This is a genomic window from Thalassospira lohafexi (assembly GCF_002844275.1).
In the GTDB taxonomy this organism is placed as follows: domain Bacteria; phylum Pseudomonadota; class Alphaproteobacteria; order Rhodospirillales; family Thalassospiraceae; genus Thalassospira; species Thalassospira lohafexi.
The window spans coordinates 37386-55580 of sequence record NZ_NXGX01000007.1 but is presented as its reverse complement, the minus strand read 5'-3'; the positions used below and the strand labels follow the sequence as shown (position 1 = coordinate 55580).

14 protein-coding genes are annotated in these 18195 nt (G+C 53.4%); 5 read left to right on the top strand and 9 right to left on the bottom strand.

All coding sequences use genetic code 11. The annotated features are described in order from the left end of the window. The first annotated feature begins 100 nt into the window (after positions 1 to 100). The 4 genes from COO92_RS17045 (at position 101) to COO92_RS17030 (ending at position 4515) form a co-directional block, all read left to right on the top strand. Positions 101 to 1147, top strand: coding sequence for a type 2 periplasmic-binding domain-containing protein (locus COO92_RS17045; RefSeq protein WP_101304110.1), 1047 nt, complete (start codon positions 101 to 103; stop codon positions 1145 to 1147). Between the two features lie 165 nt (positions 1148 to 1312). Then, positions 1313 to 1738 carry a tripartite tricarboxylate transporter TctB family protein gene (locus COO92_RS17040; RefSeq protein ID WP_101304108.1) on the top strand — a complete coding sequence of 142 codons (426 nt, stop codon included), beginning with the start codon at positions 1313 to 1315 and terminating at the stop codon, positions 1736 to 1738. A 38-nt stretch (positions 1739 to 1776) separates the two neighbouring features. Further along, a complete protein-coding gene (locus COO92_RS17035) occupies positions 1777 to 3270 on the top strand; it encodes a tripartite tricarboxylate transporter permease (protein ID WP_101304106.1) in 1494 nt (497 codons plus the stop codon). Positions 3271 to 3474: 204 nt separating this feature from the next. Continuing rightward, positions 3475 to 4515: a LacI family DNA-binding transcriptional regulator gene (locus COO92_RS17030; RefSeq protein WP_240626488.1), complete on the top strand. Its 1041-nt coding sequence runs from the start codon at positions 3475 to 3477 to the stop codon at positions 4513 to 4515. Positions 4516 to 4517: 2 nt separating this feature from the next. Here COO92_RS17030 and fdhD read toward each other — a convergent pair whose 3' ends face one another. From fdhD to COO92_RS16995, 7 genes are all read right to left on the bottom strand, one after another. Continuing rightward, a complete protein-coding gene (fdhD, locus tag COO92_RS17025) occupies positions 4518 to 5327 on the bottom strand; it encodes a formate dehydrogenase accessory sulfurtransferase FdhD (RefSeq protein WP_101304104.1) in 810 nt (269 codons plus the stop codon). After that, positions 5324 to 5548, bottom strand: a complete 225-nt coding sequence (locus COO92_RS17020) for a formate dehydrogenase subunit delta (protein WP_101304102.1) — start codon at positions 5546 to 5548, stop codon at positions 5324 to 5326. Before COO92_RS17020 ends, fdhD begins: the two co-directional genes overlap by 4 nt. A 94-nt stretch (positions 5549 to 5642) precedes the next feature. Continuing rightward, the gene (gene fdhF, locus COO92_RS17015) at positions 5643 to 8522 is read right to left on the bottom strand and encodes a formate dehydrogenase subunit alpha (RefSeq protein WP_101304100.1); all 2880 of its coding nucleotides are present in this window, start codon (positions 8520 to 8522) and stop codon (positions 5643 to 5645) included. 5 nt (positions 8523 to 8527) lie between these two features. Continuing rightward, a complete protein-coding gene (locus tag COO92_RS17010) occupies positions 8528 to 10084 on the bottom strand; it encodes a formate dehydrogenase beta subunit (protein WP_101304098.1) in 1557 nt (518 codons plus the stop codon). Beyond that, on the bottom strand, positions 10081 to 10554 hold the full coding sequence (locus COO92_RS17005; protein ID WP_101304096.1) for a formate dehydrogenase subunit gamma: 474 nt from the start codon (positions 10552 to 10554) through the stop codon (positions 10081 to 10083). The genes COO92_RS17010 and COO92_RS17005 overlap by 4 nt, the downstream gene beginning before the upstream one ends. A 123-nt stretch (positions 10555 to 10677) precedes the next feature. Then, positions 10678 to 11571 (bottom strand): LysR family transcriptional regulator, encoded by an 894-nt coding sequence (locus COO92_RS17000; RefSeq protein ID WP_101304094.1) that lies wholly within the window; start codon positions 11569 to 11571, stop codon positions 10678 to 10680. Between the two features lie 249 nt (positions 11572 to 11820). Beyond that, positions 11821 to 13548 carry an OFA family MFS transporter gene (locus COO92_RS16995; protein ID WP_101304092.1) on the bottom strand — a complete coding sequence of 576 codons (1728 nt, stop codon included), beginning with the start codon at positions 13546 to 13548 and terminating at the stop codon, positions 11821 to 11823. Between the two features lie 552 nt (positions 13549 to 14100). Here COO92_RS16995 and COO92_RS16985 point away from each other — a divergent pair. Further along, entirely contained in the window at positions 14101 to 14523 is a 423-nt protein-coding gene (locus tag COO92_RS16985; protein ID WP_101304089.1) for a VOC family protein, read from the top strand. Positions 14524 to 14615: 92 nt separating this feature from the next. Here COO92_RS16985 and COO92_RS16980 read toward each other — a convergent pair whose 3' ends face one another. Next, complete coding sequence (locus COO92_RS16980) at positions 14616 to 16622, bottom strand: sensor histidine kinase (protein WP_101304087.1); 2007 nt, start codon at positions 16620 to 16622, stop codon at positions 14616 to 14618. Then, positions 16622 to 18052 (bottom strand): sigma-54-dependent transcriptional regulator, encoded by a 1431-nt coding sequence (locus COO92_RS16975; protein WP_101304085.1) that lies wholly within the window; start codon positions 18050 to 18052, stop codon positions 16622 to 16624. Before COO92_RS16975 ends, COO92_RS16980 begins: the two co-directional genes overlap by 1 nt. Between the last annotated feature and the right edge of the window lie 143 nt (positions 18053 to 18195).

Below are 18195 nucleotides of genomic sequence, written 5' to 3'. Positions count from 1 at the left end.
ACAATAAGAACAAGCAACACCCTCCACTTGGGAACCACACCAAGCGGGCATTACGGGGACATCCCCATCGTCAGGAACGCGTCATTCGGGAGGAAATCTTATGACCGGACTCTTTAAATCCATCGCCGCTGCTGCTGGCTTCGCCGCCATGGTTGCATCACCTGTTCTGGCTTCGGCTGCTGATCTACCAAGCAACATTCGCCTTGTCATCGGCTCGAAATCAACCGGTGGCGACACCTACCAGAACAGCGCGATCGTTGCCGAGGCACTCGCCAAGAAACTCGACATCAACGTAAAAGTCGATGCCGTTGGCTCCAGCGAAGCTTTCAAGGCATTGCAACGCGATTCGCGTGGCACCACCATCATGATCTTCCACGATCAATCCTATCTTGGAAATCTGTACGGTGTGCGCGGTTATGACGACATCTTTGATAATTACGTTGTCGGCCCGACAGTCGCGATCAATCCGGGCAATGCGTATCTCGTAGCGAAAAATTCGCCGATGCAGTCGATGGAAGACGTGATTGCCGCTGCGGCCGCTGGTCAACGCGTTCGCGTTGCCATTCAGGCCGGTGGTGTTTCGGAAATCGGGTTCTCGGCTCTGAAAAACGCTGTCAAAGTGACCCATCCGGGTGCCGAAGAAAACATCGTTCCGGTCAACACCGGTTCGCAGGCAGATAAAAATCAGTTGATGTTTGATGGTCAGGCCGATGTCATCAACGGGTCGGTTCAAGCCAACGAACAGTTCACCCAGCTTGATGCAGATGATCAAAAAGCAATGCGCTTTATCTGGCTGACCGCACGCGAAGAGACCATCGAACAGGCAAACCCCGAAGGCATGGGCGACACCACCCGTGACGAACTTCTGGCATTCACCACCCCGAATGTCAGCGTCACCCTTGACGGTTCAAAAGACTTCACCTTCGACAAGGAATTCTTCTTCCTGTTCAACAAGGACATGGATGCCGAACAGATCGCGGCCATCGACACCGCACTGAAAGAAATCTATGCCGCTGGTGATATCCAGAAAACGCAAAAAGCATCGTTCTTCATCCCGAACTACAAGCCGCAGGCCGAAGCTGCGACTTACCTGAAGGCGAAACGTGACGAATATCGTCACGTCATCGACGCGATTTCAACCAAGTAAAATACTGGATGGCCCGGCATTGATGTGCCGGGCCGCTCCTGCCTGTTTCGATTAATGTGCGGGAGAACCCGCCAACATTGCCGGTAAAAAAAGCCCTGCCCGATTTCCCAATTGCATGGAAACGCGTAACATAGGGCCAAAACAGGCACATCCCGGAGGCGTCCCATGTCATTTGACTCCCCTTTTCATGTGACAGTCGATTTCGATACGTCGCATATGATTTTCCCAACAATCATCGCCATAATTCTGGGCATTCTTTTTACCGCCATCCTGATTACCCGTGGGCGTACGATCCTTGCCGCCATTACCAGCGGCCCATGGTGGCCGGCTGGCATTGATCATATCCGTTTTTTTGGAACATTGGTTCTCACGGTCATCTATTTTACGGCGATGCCGACAGTGGGCGACATATTTCCCAATACCGGGCTTGGGTTCTATCTGTGTTCGATCCCGTACCTGTTTGCGCTAAGCACCCTTTTCCTGCACGAGCGCACCCGACGGACATTGCTGATAGCAGGCGCAAACGCCCTGATCGCGCCAACCATCGTCTGGTACATCCTGTCCGAACTTTTCAACATTTCGCTGCCATAAGGGCCTGCCCCGGCACGGATTGAGCCAAGAGATTTATCATGGAACTCCTATCCATTCTGACGCCGATGTTCTTCACATTGGTTACCGCGGGCACTGTGATCGGCATCATTTTCGGCGCTATTCCGGGCATGACCGCCACCATGGCCGTTGCCGTGTGTTTGCCACTGACCTATTCGCTTGGCCTTGAAAACGGCCTCGCGCTGTTGCTTGGGCTGTATGTTGGCGGGATTTCCGGCGGGCTGGTTCCTGCCATTTTGCTCAACATTCCGGGCACTCCGTCATCGATCACCACAACGCTTGATGGTTATCCGATGACCCAGAACGGCGAAGGCGAACGCGCGCTTAAAATCGGGATTACATCATCTCTGATCGGCGGATTGTTCAGCCTTGCCGCCCTTTATCTGTTTGCCCCGGCCTTGGCCGATTTTGCCATCAAGTTTTCCTATATCGAAAAATTTCTGATCATCTTCTTTGCCCTGACCGTCATGGCCGCTCTGTCAAGCAGCCTTTTGGTCGGTATTTTCAGCGGGTTTCTGGGTATTTTCATCAGCCTGATTGGCGCCTATGACATTTCGCGCGGCGGCAATGGTGAATTGCGCCTCGTGCCTGAGTTCCTTGAATACTATCTCGAAAGCGGCTTTTCGTTACTGCCGGTTCTGATCGGTCTGTTTGGCCTTGCCACCATCCTGATCGAAGCCGAACAAGGCATGAAAGAAGGGCAAAGCTTGTCGGGGGTAAAGATTGGTGGAAAGCCGTTCAAACTTTCTATCTTCAAAGGTCAGTTCGTCAATCTGTTCCGTTCATCGGCCATCGGCACCTTTGTCGGCATTCTGCCCGGTGTTGGCGGCAGTGCCGCATCCATTCTGGCCTATAGTCAGGAAAAGAACTTTTCCAAAACCCCTGAAAAATTCGGCAAGGGTGAGCCAGCCGGTGTGATTGCATCAGAAAGTGCCAATAATGGCCTGACGGGCGGCGCATTGGTACCGCTATTGTCGCTTGGCATCCCCGGTGATTCAACCACCGCCATCCTGATCGGCGCCTTTACCCTGCAAGGCATTCAGGTCGGCCCCCTGTTTATCGGCAACAACCCGGTGACATGGGATGCCATGATCATTGCCATGCTGGTTGCCAACATTGTGATGTTTCTGGTTATGGTCTTTGCCATCCGGCACCTGGCCAAGGTCGTGACGGTACCCAAAAACATCCTGTTCCCGATCATTCTGATGATGTGTGTTGTCGGGGCCTATACGATTAATTACGGTGTGATGTTCGATGTCTGGACGCTTTTGATCTTTGGTCTGTTTGGCTATCTGGCACACAAGATCCGGCTTGAAATTGCGCCGTTTATCATCGGCTTTATTCTGGGCCCATCGGCGGAAATCTATTTCGTAAAAAGTCTGGAATCCTTTGGCACGTTTTCGATCTTCTTTACCAAAAGCTGGATCGCCGGACTGCTGTGGGTTCTGATTGCGATATCGATTGCGTTTTCGATTTCCGTTGCACGGAAAAAGAATAAGACAGAAAACGAGTGAATCCGGGCAAGAAGCAACAAACAACCTCCACAGCCTCCTCCCTGGCTGTGGAGTGGCTTTTACCCGAGCCACGCTTCTTGCCCACCCTACTGGGCTGATGTAGTGTTCAGAGCAATCGAAAGACCGGCTCTGAACATTTCGCTTTCGCACTTTTGCCCTTACGTTGTTTTGGCGTAAGGGCCTCAGATCAAGAGACAAAATAACTTGTCACGCATAGCAGAACACAGCGATCCGGTTATCACCGCCGACCTTAAAAGTGGCTCCGTCACGATGGAGACGGTTGGACGTATTGCTGGTGTATCGCAAGTAACGGTATCGCGTGCGCTCAATGATCCTAAAAAAGTATCGGCGGCGACGCTTAAACGCATTCAGGATGCGATTGAGCTGACCGGCTATGTGCCCAACATGGTTGCCGGGGCGCTCGCATCACGGCGCAGCCAATTGATTGCCGCGCTCGTGCCATCGATCACCAATGTGATCTATTCCGATCTGATGCAAAACTTCATCGATGTCATTCGCGGGTCGGGTTATCACGTTCTGATGGCGGAAACCGGCTTTTCACAGGACGAGGAACAGGCAGTCCTGTCGACCATGCTGTCGCGCCGCCCCGATGGCATTCTTTTGACCGGCATCCATCATTCGCCGGGATGCAAACGGATGTTACTGGGGGCTGGCATTCCTGTGGTTGAAGTCTGGGACATGACGGAAAACCCACTGGATGTCTGTATTGGCTTTTCCCACATCAAGGCCGGCGAGGAAGTGGCGAAATATGCCGTTTCCTGCGGCTATGAGCATGCCTTGATTATTTCGGCCGGGGATGAACGCGCATTACGCCGTAAAAACAGCTTTGCCGCCCAATTTGATCAGCTCACCGGCAATGCCCCGACCGAAGTCCTGTACGAAACCGGTGCAACGATTGAGCGGGGGCGCAATGGTTTGACCACGGGAATTGAACTGGGCTTTAAAAACGGGATTGTCATGTGCAGTTCTGATCTTTTGGCCCATGGTGTTTTGATCGAGGCCCAATCACGCGGCCTTCGCGTCCCCGAAGACATCGCCGCTATAGGCTTTGGCAATCAGAACTTCGCCCCCTTTACCCTGCCCGCCCTGAGTACGGTTGAAGTCAACCGCACCCATTTGGGAAAACAGGCCGCAGAAGCCCTGGTTGCCCGGATCAACAATCAGCCCCTGTCAAAAAATTCGATTGATATCGGATTTGAAATCATTGCGCGTGCGTCAACCTGATATCAGGCGAACCGGCGAAACAACCCACGCCGTTCGCGGCAAATCATGGTAAGCCCCGCCTGCCGCGCCAAATTAACTGCCGTCAATGTTGGCCCCGACAGGGTCACAAGCCCGCCGACACCGCATTGCACGGTCTTGGTCACAATTTCGTATGAACAACGGCTGGTCATCAGGATAAAGCCACCAGTGGTATCGATCCCCTGACGGGCAACAGCGCCCAATACTTTATCAAGCGCGTTATGACGTCCGATATCTTCGCGGACCAGTTGGATGTTACCGCTAACATCGACAAAGGCGCTGGCATGCAACAGCCCCCCGCCTTCGCGGTTGCGGGTCTGATGATCAGGCAGCGCATCAATCGCACGCAGCACAATATTCTGCGCCATATTGCCCGGCGTCACGGTACCGATTTTATCCATCGAAACCGCATCAAGCGATTGTACACCGCACAATCCACAGCCCGACCGACCCTCAAGGGTGCGTTGGCGGTCTTCAAGACGGTCAAACACGTCTTCGTGGAGATCGGCCTCAATCACATAGCCCTGAAGGGTTTTCCGCACGTCGCGCAAGGTAATTTGGGAAACATTATCGGCAATGCCTTCGGAAAGCGCAAAGCCGACCATGAAATCTTCAAGATCATGGGGGGACACCATCATCACCGCATGCGATTGTCCGTTGAAGGTCAATGCAGCCGGGATTTCCGGCTGCAAGATCATGGGCGCATCATCATTGCCGTCATCACGCGACACCGCGCGGGCCATATCAAGGTCTCGACCATCAACAATATAATTGTCTGATGATTTGGGTTTCATGCGGTTTCTTTGACCTTGCGGATCGCCGGAGCGGCTTCGAGAACCAGTGGTTCGAAGCCATCATGCCCATCCGAAATCATGTCAAATAGCTGCTTACGCATGCGTGGATCCCAAAAATCGCTGATATGCCCGGCTACCCCTGCAACACCTTCGTCGTGGGGCTTGGATTTGAAAAATGTCGCGATCTGATTGGCCATATAGACAAGCTTATCAGGTGCCATTGGTGCGTACTCTTTGCTTGTAAACTTTTCTTTACACGGAACTTCCGCGCACTGTGCGGCTCTTAACATCCTAACACAGTACGCGGAGTTAATCTTATTCCGCCGCATCCACACGTGGCTTAATACGACGCGATTGTTCTGCCTGACGGTCATATTCGACCTGCCAGTCACTCGGTCCATTGCTTGAAGAGACCTGCACCGCAGTTACCTTATATTCCGGGCAGTTGGTCGCCCAGTCGGTAAAATCGGTGGTGATCACGTTGGCCTGAGTGCCCGGATGGTGGAAGGTTGTATAAACCACCCCCGGCGAGACACGGTCGGTAATGGTCGCCCGAAGCGACGTTTCACCAGACCGCGATGCCAGACGGATCCAATCACCATCGCGCACCCCACGCTGCTCCGCATCATGCGGGTGAATTTCAAGCAAATCTTCTTCATGCCAGGTCGTGTTTGCCGTACGGCGTGTCTGTGCCCCGACGTTATACTGACTAAGGATACGCCCGGTGGTCAGAAGAAGCGGGAATCGTGGCCCGGTTCGTTCGTCGGTGGCGACATATTCCGTCACCACAAACTTGCCCTTGCCCCGAACAAAGCCATCAATATGCATGACCGGTGTGCCTTTCGGCGCCTTGTCATTACATGGCCACTGAACCGACCCTTCACGTTCAAGAAGGTCATAACTCACGTTGGCAAAGCTTGGCGTCGTGGCGGCAATTTCATCCATCACCTGTGACGGATGGGTGTAATTCCACTCAAGGCCCATGGCACGCGCCAGATTTTGCGTAACTTCCCAATCGGCAAAACCATTAAGCGGCGTCATCACTTTACGCACGCGGTTAATACGGCGTTCGGCGTTGGTAAAGGTGCCGTCCTTTTCAAGGAAGGTCGAACCGGGCAGGAACACATGCGCATGGTTGGCTGTTTCATTCAAAAACAGGTCATGAACCACAACGCATTCCATCGCTGCCAAACCAGCCGCAACATGCTTGGTATCGGGATCAGATTGCAGGATGTCTTCACCCTGAATGTAAATCCCCTTGAATGTGCCTTCGACAGCCGCATCAAGCATATTAGGAATACGCAAGCCCGGCTCGTCGTCCAGTTTAACGCCCCAGATATCTTCAAATATATCGCGGGTTGCACTGTCCTGAATATGGCGATAGCCCGGCAGCTCGTGCGGGAAAGACCCCATATCGCAAGCACCCTGCACATTATTCTGACCGCGCAGCGGGTTCACACCAACCCCCGGACGCCCAAGATTACCGGTCGCCATGGCAAGGTTGGCAATCGCCATCACGGTTGTCGAACCCTGACTATGTTCAGTCACGCCCAGCCCGTAATAGATCGCACCATTTCCACCGGTGGCAAAAGCCCGTGCGGCTGTGCGCATGGTTTCACCATCCACACCAGTCGTTTCGGCAATGGCTTCGGGGCTATGTTTTGGATCGGACACAAATGCTGCCCAATCCTGGAACTCATCCCAGTCACAGCGTTCACGAACAAACGCCTCGTCAAACAGGCCCTCGGTCACGATCACGTGCGCCAAGGATGTCAGAACCGCAACGTTGGTGCCTGGACGCAACGCGACATGGGCAACGGCCTCAACATGCGGGGTCCGCACAAGATCAATGCGACGCGGATCAATGACGATCAGCTTCGCCCCTTCGCGCAGGCGCTTTTTCAAACGTGACGCAAACACCGGATGACCATCGGTCGGGTTAGCCCCGATCAGGATGACAACATCGGTATGTTCAACACTGTCGAAATCCTGCGTTCCGGCAGATGTGCCAAAGGTCGTTTTCAAGCCATAGCCGGTCGGCGAATGGCAAACGCGCGCACAGGTATCGACGTTATTATTACCAAACCCGGCCCGGATCAGTTTTTGAACAAGGAAGGTTTCCTCGTTCGTGCAGCGCGATGACGTGATGCCCCCAATCGCACCCTTACCATATTGGGCCTGAATGGACCGGAATTTATCAGCGGTAAAACGAAGGGCCTCTTCCCAGCTAACTTCCTGCCAAGGGTCCGAGGTATTTTCACGGATCATCGGGTTAAGGATACGGTCCTTGTGACTGGCATAGCCATAGGCAAAGCGCCCTTTAACGCAGGAATGCCCCCGGTTGGCTTTGCCATCCTTAAACGGCACCATACGGACAAGTTCTTCGCCACGCATTTCCGCCTTGAACGAACAGCCAACCCCACAATACGCACAAGTGGTGACAACAGAATGTTCCGGCTGACCAATTTCAATGACAGATTTTTCCTGCAAGGTCGCGGTTGGGCAGGCCTGAACACAGGCACCACATGACACGCATTCAGAATCAAGGAAATCTTCGTGCATCCCCGGTGAAACGCGGCTTTCAAACCCACGGCCTTCGATGGTCAGCGCAAAGGTGCCCTGCACTTCTTCGCAGGCACGTACACAGCGCGAACAGACAATGCATTTCGACGAGTCATAGGTGAAATACGGGTTGGTTTCATCCTTTGCCATATAGCGCGGATTTTCTTCGCCATTGTCGCGGACCTTCACATGGTTGCCACCGTCATAGCCGTAGCGCACATCGCGCAGGCCAACGGCACCGGCCATGTCCTGAAGTTCGCAATCACCATTGGCCGCACAGGTCAGGCAATCAAGCGGATGGTCGGAGATATAAAGCTCCATCACGCCTTTGCGGATTTTCTTCAAACGGTCTGTTTGGGTGCGCACCACCATGCCGTCTGTCGCCGGTGTGGTGCAGGATGATGGCGTGCCGTTACGGCCTTCGACCTCAACCAGACACAGGCGGCAGGACCCAAACGCATCGACCATATCGGTCGCGCAAAGCTTGGGGACCTGAATGCCTGCCTCCATCGAGGCGCGCATGACAGATGTGCCCTCGGGCACGGTCACATTGTTACCATCAATGGTCAGCGTGACGGTCTTTTCCGAGTGGGAAGCTGGGGTTCCGTAGTCGACTTCTTTGATCAAGGACATCGTTTTCACTCCGCAGCTATGTCAAGCGCATGAGGCTTGAAATCATCAGGGAAATGGGTCAGTGCGCTCATCACCGGATAAGGGGTAAACCCACCCAAGGCGCACAACGAACCGAACTTCATGGTGTTACAAAGATCGGTCAGCAATTCGATCTGCAATTCGGGGTCTTCGCCGCGTGTCAGCTTATCGACAACTTCGGTGCCCCGGATTGATCCGATGCGGCATGGCGTGCATTTACCACACGATTCAATTGCACAGAATTCCATGGCAAAACGGGCCTGCTTCATCAGATCAACCGTATCATCAAAAACAACAACACCAGCATGCCCGATCAGGCCGTCCCGTTTGGCGAATTCTTCATAATCAAACGGCGTATCAAAGAGCTCCTTGGGGAAATAGGCCCCCAAAGGACCACCAACCTGAACGGCCTTAATCGGGCGTCCGGTGGCTGTTCCACCGCCGATCTGTTCGACAATCTCACCAAGGGTCAGGCCAAAGCCGACCTCATAAAGCCCGCCATGTTTGACGTTCCCGGCAATCTGTATCGGAATGGTACCACGCGACCGACCCATGCCGAAATCACGATAATAATCTGCACCCTTTTCCAGAATAACTGGAACCGAACAGAGCGAGATAACATTGTTAACAACCGTTGGACGGCCCATGAACCCTTCAAGTGCTGGCAGTGGTGGCTTGGCACGGACAACACCGCGCTTGCCTTCCATACTGTTAAGAAGCGATGTTTCCTCGCCGCAAACATAGGCACCCGCACCCATGCGGACTTCCATATCGAACGTCTTGCCCGAACCAAGGATATTGTCGCCCAAAACGCCGTTGGCACGTGCAACTTCGATGGCTTCGTTCATGATGCGAATGGCAGCAGGATATTCCGACCGGGTATAGACATATCCCTTGGTGGCACCGGTCGCCAAACCAGCAATGATCATGCCTTCGATCAGGACAAATGGCTCGCCTTCCATGATCATGCGATCAGCAAAGGTGCCGCTGTCGCCTTCGTCGGCGTTACAGACAATGTATTTCTGATCGGCAGGTGCATCGCGCACCGTTTTCCATTTAATGCCAGTCGGGAAACCAGCACCGCCGCGCCCGCGAAGGCCGCTATCGGTCACGGACTGGACAATTTGCTCATCCGTCATTTCAAGTGCGTTTTTAAGACCGGTAAGTCCGTCGTAGGCCCGGTAATCTTCAAGCGACACCGGATCGATAAAGCCGCAACGCTGGAATGTCAGGCGGGTCTGACTTTTGAGGAACGGGATATTTTCGGTCCGACCAAGGTAAAGCTTGTGCTCCCCACCGGTCAGGAAGTCGGCTGCAAACAGCGCATCTACGTCTTCCGGTGTTACCGGGCCATAGGCCACACGACCGTGCGATGTTTCGACCTCAACCATCGGTTCAAGCCAGTACATGCCAAACGATCCGTTGCGCACGACTTTAACATCTGCCCCGGCTGTTGTGGCCTTTTGGGCGATTGCGGTTGCGACATCGTCTGCACCAAGGGCAACAGAGCCAGAGTCCAGCGGGACATAAACCTTGATACTCATGCCCCCACCTCATCGAGAATGCGGCTCATGCGATCTTTACTGACCCGGCCAACCACCTTGCCATCGACCATAGCCGCCGGTGCACAGGCACACAGACCAAGACAGAAAACAGGTTCAAGCGTGACTTTGTGATCGCTGGTTGTCTGCGACCAATCGACTTTAAGGCGGCTTTTGGCATGATCGCCAAGATCATCTGCCCCCATCGCCTGACAGGCTTCCGCCCGGCAGATTTTAATCACATGCTTGCCCGCCTTTTCTTCGCGGAAGTCATGATAGAAACTGGCAACCCCATGGACTTCCGCCCGGCTGAGATTGAGTTTCTTGGAAATGGTTTGAAGTGCGCCTTCGGGAATATGGCCGAATTCTTCCTGCACTTCATGCAGGATCGGCAATAATGGGCCTTCAAGTGCAGCCATGCGGTCACAAATTGCCGCAACGCGGACGCTGTGTTCCTCGGTCTTAGTCGACATGCAAGCCTCTCTCACTTAGCAGTCTATTGAATTCTTTGTTATTCTTGCCAGTGTCGGTGATCGACACCGGTTGTTCAATAAAGCCATCCCGTTACGCGATAGCGTAAACCTATCAAGCGGTTTTCACGCCGGTGCAAGTTCCGATAACAGCTTGGCTTCCTTCAAAAGTGCCGAAACAACCGGAGTTGCCGGTTCGCGTTTTGCTGTGATCAAGCCCACAGTGTGTGTGGCATCGGGTTCAATGATCGGCATCGATTTAACCCGATCGCGCATACCAAAACTTTCAACCATCTTTTCAGGCATAATGCTGGCCCAATTTCCGGTCTGAACATGGGTAAAAAGCGCAATCATTGAATCACTTTCCAACGTAGCACTAACCTTGGCCCCGGCAGCATCAAGATGCTGATCAATAATCCGGCGGTTTTGCATATCAGGGGTCAACAAACACAATGGCAGTTGGGCCGCCTCGCGCCAGGTGATGCTGTCGCGGTTGGCAAAATCTTCCAGATTGGACGTCACCAGATGATAGCGTTCCAAATACAGCGGAATGGATGTCACCCGCCCAAGCGGCTCATTATCAATATAGGTAATCCCGGCATCGATTTGCAGATTATCAAGCAATGCCTGAATTTCTGTTGAGGTTCGCGACAGCACGGCAAAACTTACGTCGGGATGCTTTTCGCGAAACGGCGTGGTCAGTTCGTGAACCATCGAAAGAGCGGTTGGAATGACGGCAATCTGTACCTGCCCGGTCAGGCCAAACCGCATGGCGCGCATTTCATCGCGCATCGAACGTGTGCTGCCGACAATATGGCGCGCCCACTCCAGAACACGTTCGCCCTCGGGGGTTAGGCCCTGATACCGTGATCCACGTTTGACCAGCACAACGCCAAGATGGTCTTCAAGCTGACGCAGCGCGCTGGAAAGAGTTGGCTGTGTCACGCCGCAGTGTTCGGCGGCATGGCCAAAATGCTGCTCACGGGCGAGCACCATAAACATTTCGAGTTTATCGATCATTTTGTATCCGGCATCGAAAGATGCGATGCGCTTTGTGACATTGGGTGCTGCCTTAACTTTGCTGTCTAGGCACTATCGAACAGCCAATCAAACAGCCTTCATACATGGAAAGTGCCCTTGCTGCAGGATAACCGATAGCCCCTACAGACCAAAAGGTTATTCCTGCAACAGGACGCGGGTTGGCAGAGAGACAGAACGCCAACCCGACGGAACCGACCACGGGTACGGTGGTCGGTTCCTGGGGCCTGATTACGCTTCGGACGCTGCTTTTGCGCCTGAACCGCTTTCCTGTGTTTCCATGTAATGCTTGTCATCAATCGGACGGATCATTTTGTTGGCGATCAAGGCAATCCCCAACAGAGCCGCCATGGCATACATGGTGGTATTATACAGACTTGAGGTCGGATCGACCGTTCCAGCCGGTGCGATTTCCATCAGACGACCAATCGTAACGGTTTTCGCCGCAACCAATTGGTCAAGCTGATCAAGACCTGCGCCGAATTTGGCCTGGAAGGCCGCCGGATCAATCTTGGCCGCCAGATCCTTGATCGAATTGGTGACCGAGGTTTGACGCAACTGGGTAATGGCCAGCGGACCAAGCACACCAGCAGTACTCCAGGCGGTCAGAAGACGACCATGGATACCACCAACGTATTTGGTACCAAAGATATCGGCAAGATACGCCGGGATAGTTGCAAAGCCACCGCCATACATCGTGAAGATGATCATGGTCGCGGCATAGAACATCACGAGATATGTGACAGCCGGATTGACGCTGACCTGCTGTGCAGAATACGGGATCGACAGATACAGAATGATCCCAAGAATGACAAAGCAGTAATAGGTGTTCTTACGCCCGATATAATCCGAGATAGACGCCCAGAAGAATCGGCCACACATGTTAAAGACCGAAATCATAAACACATATGTTGCGGCAAAAGCCGAATTGACAATCAGAGGCAAAGTCGAGCCAAAGATTTCAAACATCATGGTTTTGGCAACGCCAATCACCCCGATGCCTGCGGTCACGTTAAAGCACAGCACAATCCAGATCAGATAGAATTGCGGGGTTTTAAGCGCCTGATCAATGTGAACGTTTTTCTGCGTGATCATGCGTTTGGACGCAGCATCGGCAGTCGGTGGCGTCCAACCGGCTGGCAACCAGCCTTCACGTGGCACGCGGTAAGAGAACGACGCGATCAACATGACGATGAAGTAGGCAATACCAAGGGTAAAGAACGTTCCTGCAGCACCAGTGTTACCCGTGCCAGCGACATAAACGCCCTCTTCGATCGGAACCGGGGCGGCTGCGACCTGCGCGGCACCAGCGACAACGACTTCGACCATCTGGCCGCCGACTTCTGCCATGCGCTTGCCACCTTCGGTAACAAGGTTAACAGCACTTTCAGCACCAAGATATTGCGGCACCTGATAAAAAGCAGCCAGCAGACTTTCCTTGATCGGGGTTGCGATCATCGCACCACCGCCAAAACCCATGATCGCCATGCCGGTCGCCATACCACGCCGATCAGGGAACCAGCGGATCAGGGTTGAAACCGGCGAAACATAACCAAGCCCAAGTCCGGCCCCACCAATCACACCATATCCAAGATAAACCAACCACAATTGGTGGGAGGCAATCCCAAGTCCGCCAACGATGAACCCCCCGCCCCAACAGAATGCGGCGACAACACCAACCATGCGCGGACCAACTTCTTCAAGCCACTTGCCCCCAAATGCAGCAGCAAGACCAAGACTTACGATCGCAACAGAGAAAATCCATACGACGGATTGCAGGCCCCAGTCACCGGAGCTTGCCGCGACCACACCAAATTCCTTGATCAGGGCCGGGTTAAAGATACTCCAGGCATAGACAGAGCCGATGCACAGATGGATGGCGATAGATGCCGGTGGCACCTTCCAGCGATTGAAATCGTCACCAGCGACGATGTGTTCTTTTTTCAGCCGATCAAACATGAAGTTGTTTCCTCCCGGTAGTATGACTTTTTCTTGCCCGGACCATGCAGTTTCACCTGATGGTGCAGGGCAAACGCGGTTAGACCCCGAATTCTCAACGTGGCAATCGCCATGCCATTGCGCGTTTTGATTGATTTTCTGTCAGTTTCCGACACCAACCCGTCATATTGCAGCGCACGCATATGGACAAAATGTCCAAACATTCCAACTTGGAAAAACTCTAAACGGACAAAATGTCCACTCGCATTTGCAGCATTTCCGCCCAAAGCATGCGCTACGAGCTAGTGCTCAAAAATGAGCTCTTCGCACGATAAATCAGGGACATAAGAGAAGAACAAACCGGCCTTTCGACGGGACTAATCCCCCAAAAGTTTTGAGGTCAGGAGTTTTGCCTTCTTGGATCTGCTCTGATATAGATGTGATTGTCTGAAACAGGTTAGGTTCGGTGCGGTTAGCCCGGCCCCCGCGACAGCGGGTCCTTCCGTTGCGAATTAACGGCCCAAGACTTTCAAGGTGTACGCAAGGTGCGTATGCCAACAGAAAGGATTGGACATGCAACAACAGATTTCCGTCATAACCCTTGGCATAGCAGACCTCACACGTTCACGTCGTTTCTATATCGACGGATTTGGCTGGTCGCCTGTTTTTGAGAACAAAGAAATCATATTCTACCAAATGAATGGGTTTGTTCTGGGCACCTGGCTTGAAAAAGCCCTGATGAAGGACATGAACCGTCCTTCGGATGGATTGGCTTCGGCCCATGCATTGGCACACAATGTAGCCCGCAAGGAAGATGTTGAGCCCCTGATGCAACGATTGATCAATGCCGGTGGCAAGATGCTGCGACCGGCAGATCCGCCCGTGCATGGTGGCTTTAGGGGATATATCGCGGATCCAGACGGTCACGCATGGGAAATCGCATGGAATGCGGCGTGGACTATTGATGAACACGGCCATGTGACGTTTGGCCTTTAAACAGAGCCGCAATCCGACAACAGGTCCGGAATATCGCCGTGCATTTTTCGCGGATACTTTCCGGGTCTGTTGTCAGGTATCCGCCGGTGACCTTAGTCCGCCTCGGGCAGCCACACGGTAAATGTGGTGCCTGTACCAGGTGCACTTTCAACGCGCATGTGACCGCCTTGGCGATCAATCAGCGTCTTGCTAATGGACAACCCAAGTCCGGTCCCTTCGCGACGTTTTGTCGTATAGAACGGATCGAAAATCCGGTTCAATACCTCTGCATCCATGCCGGTTCCGGTATCGCGCACCGTGATCTGGATACCGGGCTTTCCGTTATGATCGACATCTTCGTCGATAAGAGTAAGCACCCCCTGCTCAGGCATGGCATGCAGGGCATTGACCATTAGATTGACCAGAACCTGTTGCAACTCGGTTCGGTTCATCAACACCAGACGGGCAGCCGTGCTTTGGCGGGCCACATCAATATCGGCCTTGCTCAGCAGATGTTGAACAAGGGGCAGGCAATCATCAATCACCTCTCCGACGATATGTCGTTCGACATAGCCTGCATATTCCTCAGGCTTGGCGAACTGCAGAAGCTTGGTGACAATCAGGTTGATGCGGTTGACCTGCTCGTCAATCAATCGCAGTTCGGTATCGGCAATACGCGCGTGCTCACCCAAAAGGTCGCGCAATACATCCAGATTACCTTGAAGAACCGCGACCGGATTGTTGATTTCATGCGCGACACCAGCGGTAATTTCGCCAATGGCAGCCAGTTTTTCGGACATAATGAGCTGTTTGGTCGTACTTTCCAGTTGCCGATTGGCTTCGCGAAGTTCACTGGTGCGCGCATCGACCCGTGCGTTGAGCTGATCATTCCAGGCCCGCAAACGTTTGTCACGTTCCTGCACCTGATCCAGTAAATCGTCAAGATGCTCGGCTACCAGTGAAATTTCATCCTGCACCTGATTAAGACCGGTACGGGCAGAAAAATCACCACTTTCAACCCGGTTAATGGTGTTGGTCATCCGTTCAAGTGGCTTGAAAATACCGCGTGCCCAGCGCAGGAAAATCGGAACAGACAGGGCCGCAACAAACAAAAACGCCCCGATGATGATCAGAAGGCTTTCATATTTGGTCTGGGCAAAGGGGGCTTCAAGAAAACCGACATAAAGCATCCCGACCCGCTTGCCGAAACTATCTTTGATCGGCTCGTAGGCCGAAATATACCAGTCATTGACGACAAAGGCCCGATCCAGCCAGACTTTGCCATCTTCAAGTACAGTTTTGCGCACGATACTCGATACCCGTGTCCCCAACGCACGGCGCTCGGCAAACAGGCGAACATTTGTGCTGACCCGGACATCATCAAGGAAAAGGGTGGCCGTGCCTTGGCTGCCTTCGGGCAGGCTGCTTTGGCGATAGACAAGGTCGTTGATCGTATCGATAAAGCCCAAATTCTGATTAAGCAAAATACCACCGACCAGTGCCCCGTCCCTGCCGCTTGGCAAGCTGACGTGACTTGCCGAGTGAACCACCATGCCCCGCGTTTCGGCATTACGGGTGGTCGGCACGGCATTTGGCGTCTCAACCAGATCAAGCTTTGCACGTGCGGCCAAATCCGGCGAAATCGCGGCAAGGTCGGCATTGCTGAAAATATCGATACTGGTCGACGCCCTGCCGGCAAAGGCCGATGCAATCACCGGCCAATGAACGTCGGTGTCAGTATCAGGCCCTGTGTTCTCGCCATCAATCAGATAGAGGAAATCAAGCCCAAGGTCCTCCTGATGGCTGACGAGCAAATCATGGACCGCATCCGGGTTACCCGACATCAAAACCGTGCGAAAGGCAACCGATTGCCCCAGCGACTGTATCTGTTCGCCGGTATTGTCGAGAATATGGGAGAAATACTGATGGGCAATTGTCAGATCACCACTGACCTTGGAGGTCAAAAGCGCATCAAACTTTGCATTCCAGCGTACCATCATCACGCCAAGCAACAGTGGCAAGATGACCAGTGTTGGCAAAAGTGCGATCGCCAAAAGCTTAAAGCGAACCGATCTTGTGCGTTTTTGTCGCGGCGAGATCGACCGGCCAAACAGCTTCATCACAGATCCCAGCTGGCACATTTACGATCAATGGTCTTCCGCGACACACCAAGACGTCGCGACGCTTCGTTGCGATTGCCACCGGTTTTATACAGCATCGCAAGAATGTGACGACGTTCCATTTCATCAAGCGTTTCGTCGCTTTCAGCTGTCGCCCCCTGATCTGCGTGTTCGTCGCGGAACTCATCGGGGAACCGGCCAAGGATCAGGGTCCGTTCAATCAGGTTGCGCAATTCACGCACATTCCCCGGCCAGCCATAGCGCGTCAGCCCGGCGCGCACCGCCCCATCCATCGGCACTTGGCGCACTGCAAGCTGCTTGGACAATTTGTCCATAAACAGATTGGCAAGTTCCAACACATCGTCGCCGCGTTCATGAAGCGGGGGCATTTCGATATGCATGACATTGATGCGGTAAAATAGGTCCGCACGGAAACGCCCGGCTTCGACTTCCTCCTCAAGATCGGCATTGGTAGCAAAGATAAACCGCAAATCGACCGGTGCTTCGCGCTCCGACCCAACAGGGCGAACACGGCGGCTTTCAATCGCGCGCAAAAGTTTACTTTGGGTGGCAAGCGACAGTTCCCCGACCTCATCCAAAAACAGGGTCCCGCCCTGCGCATGCATGAAAAGGCCGTCCCGTGTGGAATGCGCGCCGGTAAAGGCACCTTTTACATGGCCAAACAGTTCGGCCTCGATCATCTCGGACGGAATGGCAGCACAGTTAATTGGCACAAACGGCTTTTCCGCCCGGTCGGATAATGCATGCAAGGAGCGCGCGGTGACTTCCTTGCCGGTACCACTTTGCCCGGAAATCAGGATTGACGTTGGCAAGGGCGCAACACGGGCGATGGTTTCGCGGATTTCCTGAATTTGCGGGGAATAGCCGATCAGCTTATCACGCAGCAACACATGATCGGACGTTGCACGCAATTCATGACGCAGAACGTGGTTTTCACGGCGCAACCGCATGCGATCAAGACACCGCGCCACCGCGTTTAAAATCTGGTTGGAGCGAAACGGTTTAAGGACAAAATCAACAGCCCCCGCCCGCAGCGCCTTAATCGCGGTATCAAGATCAGCATAGGCCGTCATCAGGATGGCATCAGAAAAAAAGCCAATTTCGCGCTGCTCGGTCAGCCACTCGACACCGCTTTTGCCCGGCATGATGTTATCAAGGATCACCACATCAAAATGATGCTGATCAAGCTTTTTGGTTGCTTCTTCGCAATCGGCAGCCTCTTCGACCCGTTTGGCGCGTGGGCCAAGGGTGCGCACCAGAAAATTGCGCATGCCCGGTTCGTCATCAACAACCAGTATTGATGCCTTTTCCAGCCACGGGCCAAATTCCGGACCCGGGCCGCCAAAACTATCATCATTCCCAACAGGCGGTTTTACGCCATTGGCCTCATCCAATGCGGTCGATCTCATCATGGTCCTCCGCTGATACTTATTTGTTTTTTAAAAGCTTAGATCAGCAGCGATGGAAAAGCAAAACCGTTGATGGCAAGGATTGAGGTCCGACCAAAACATCCGGGGTCCGCAGAACGTCAAAAGGGCAGCATGATGCTGCC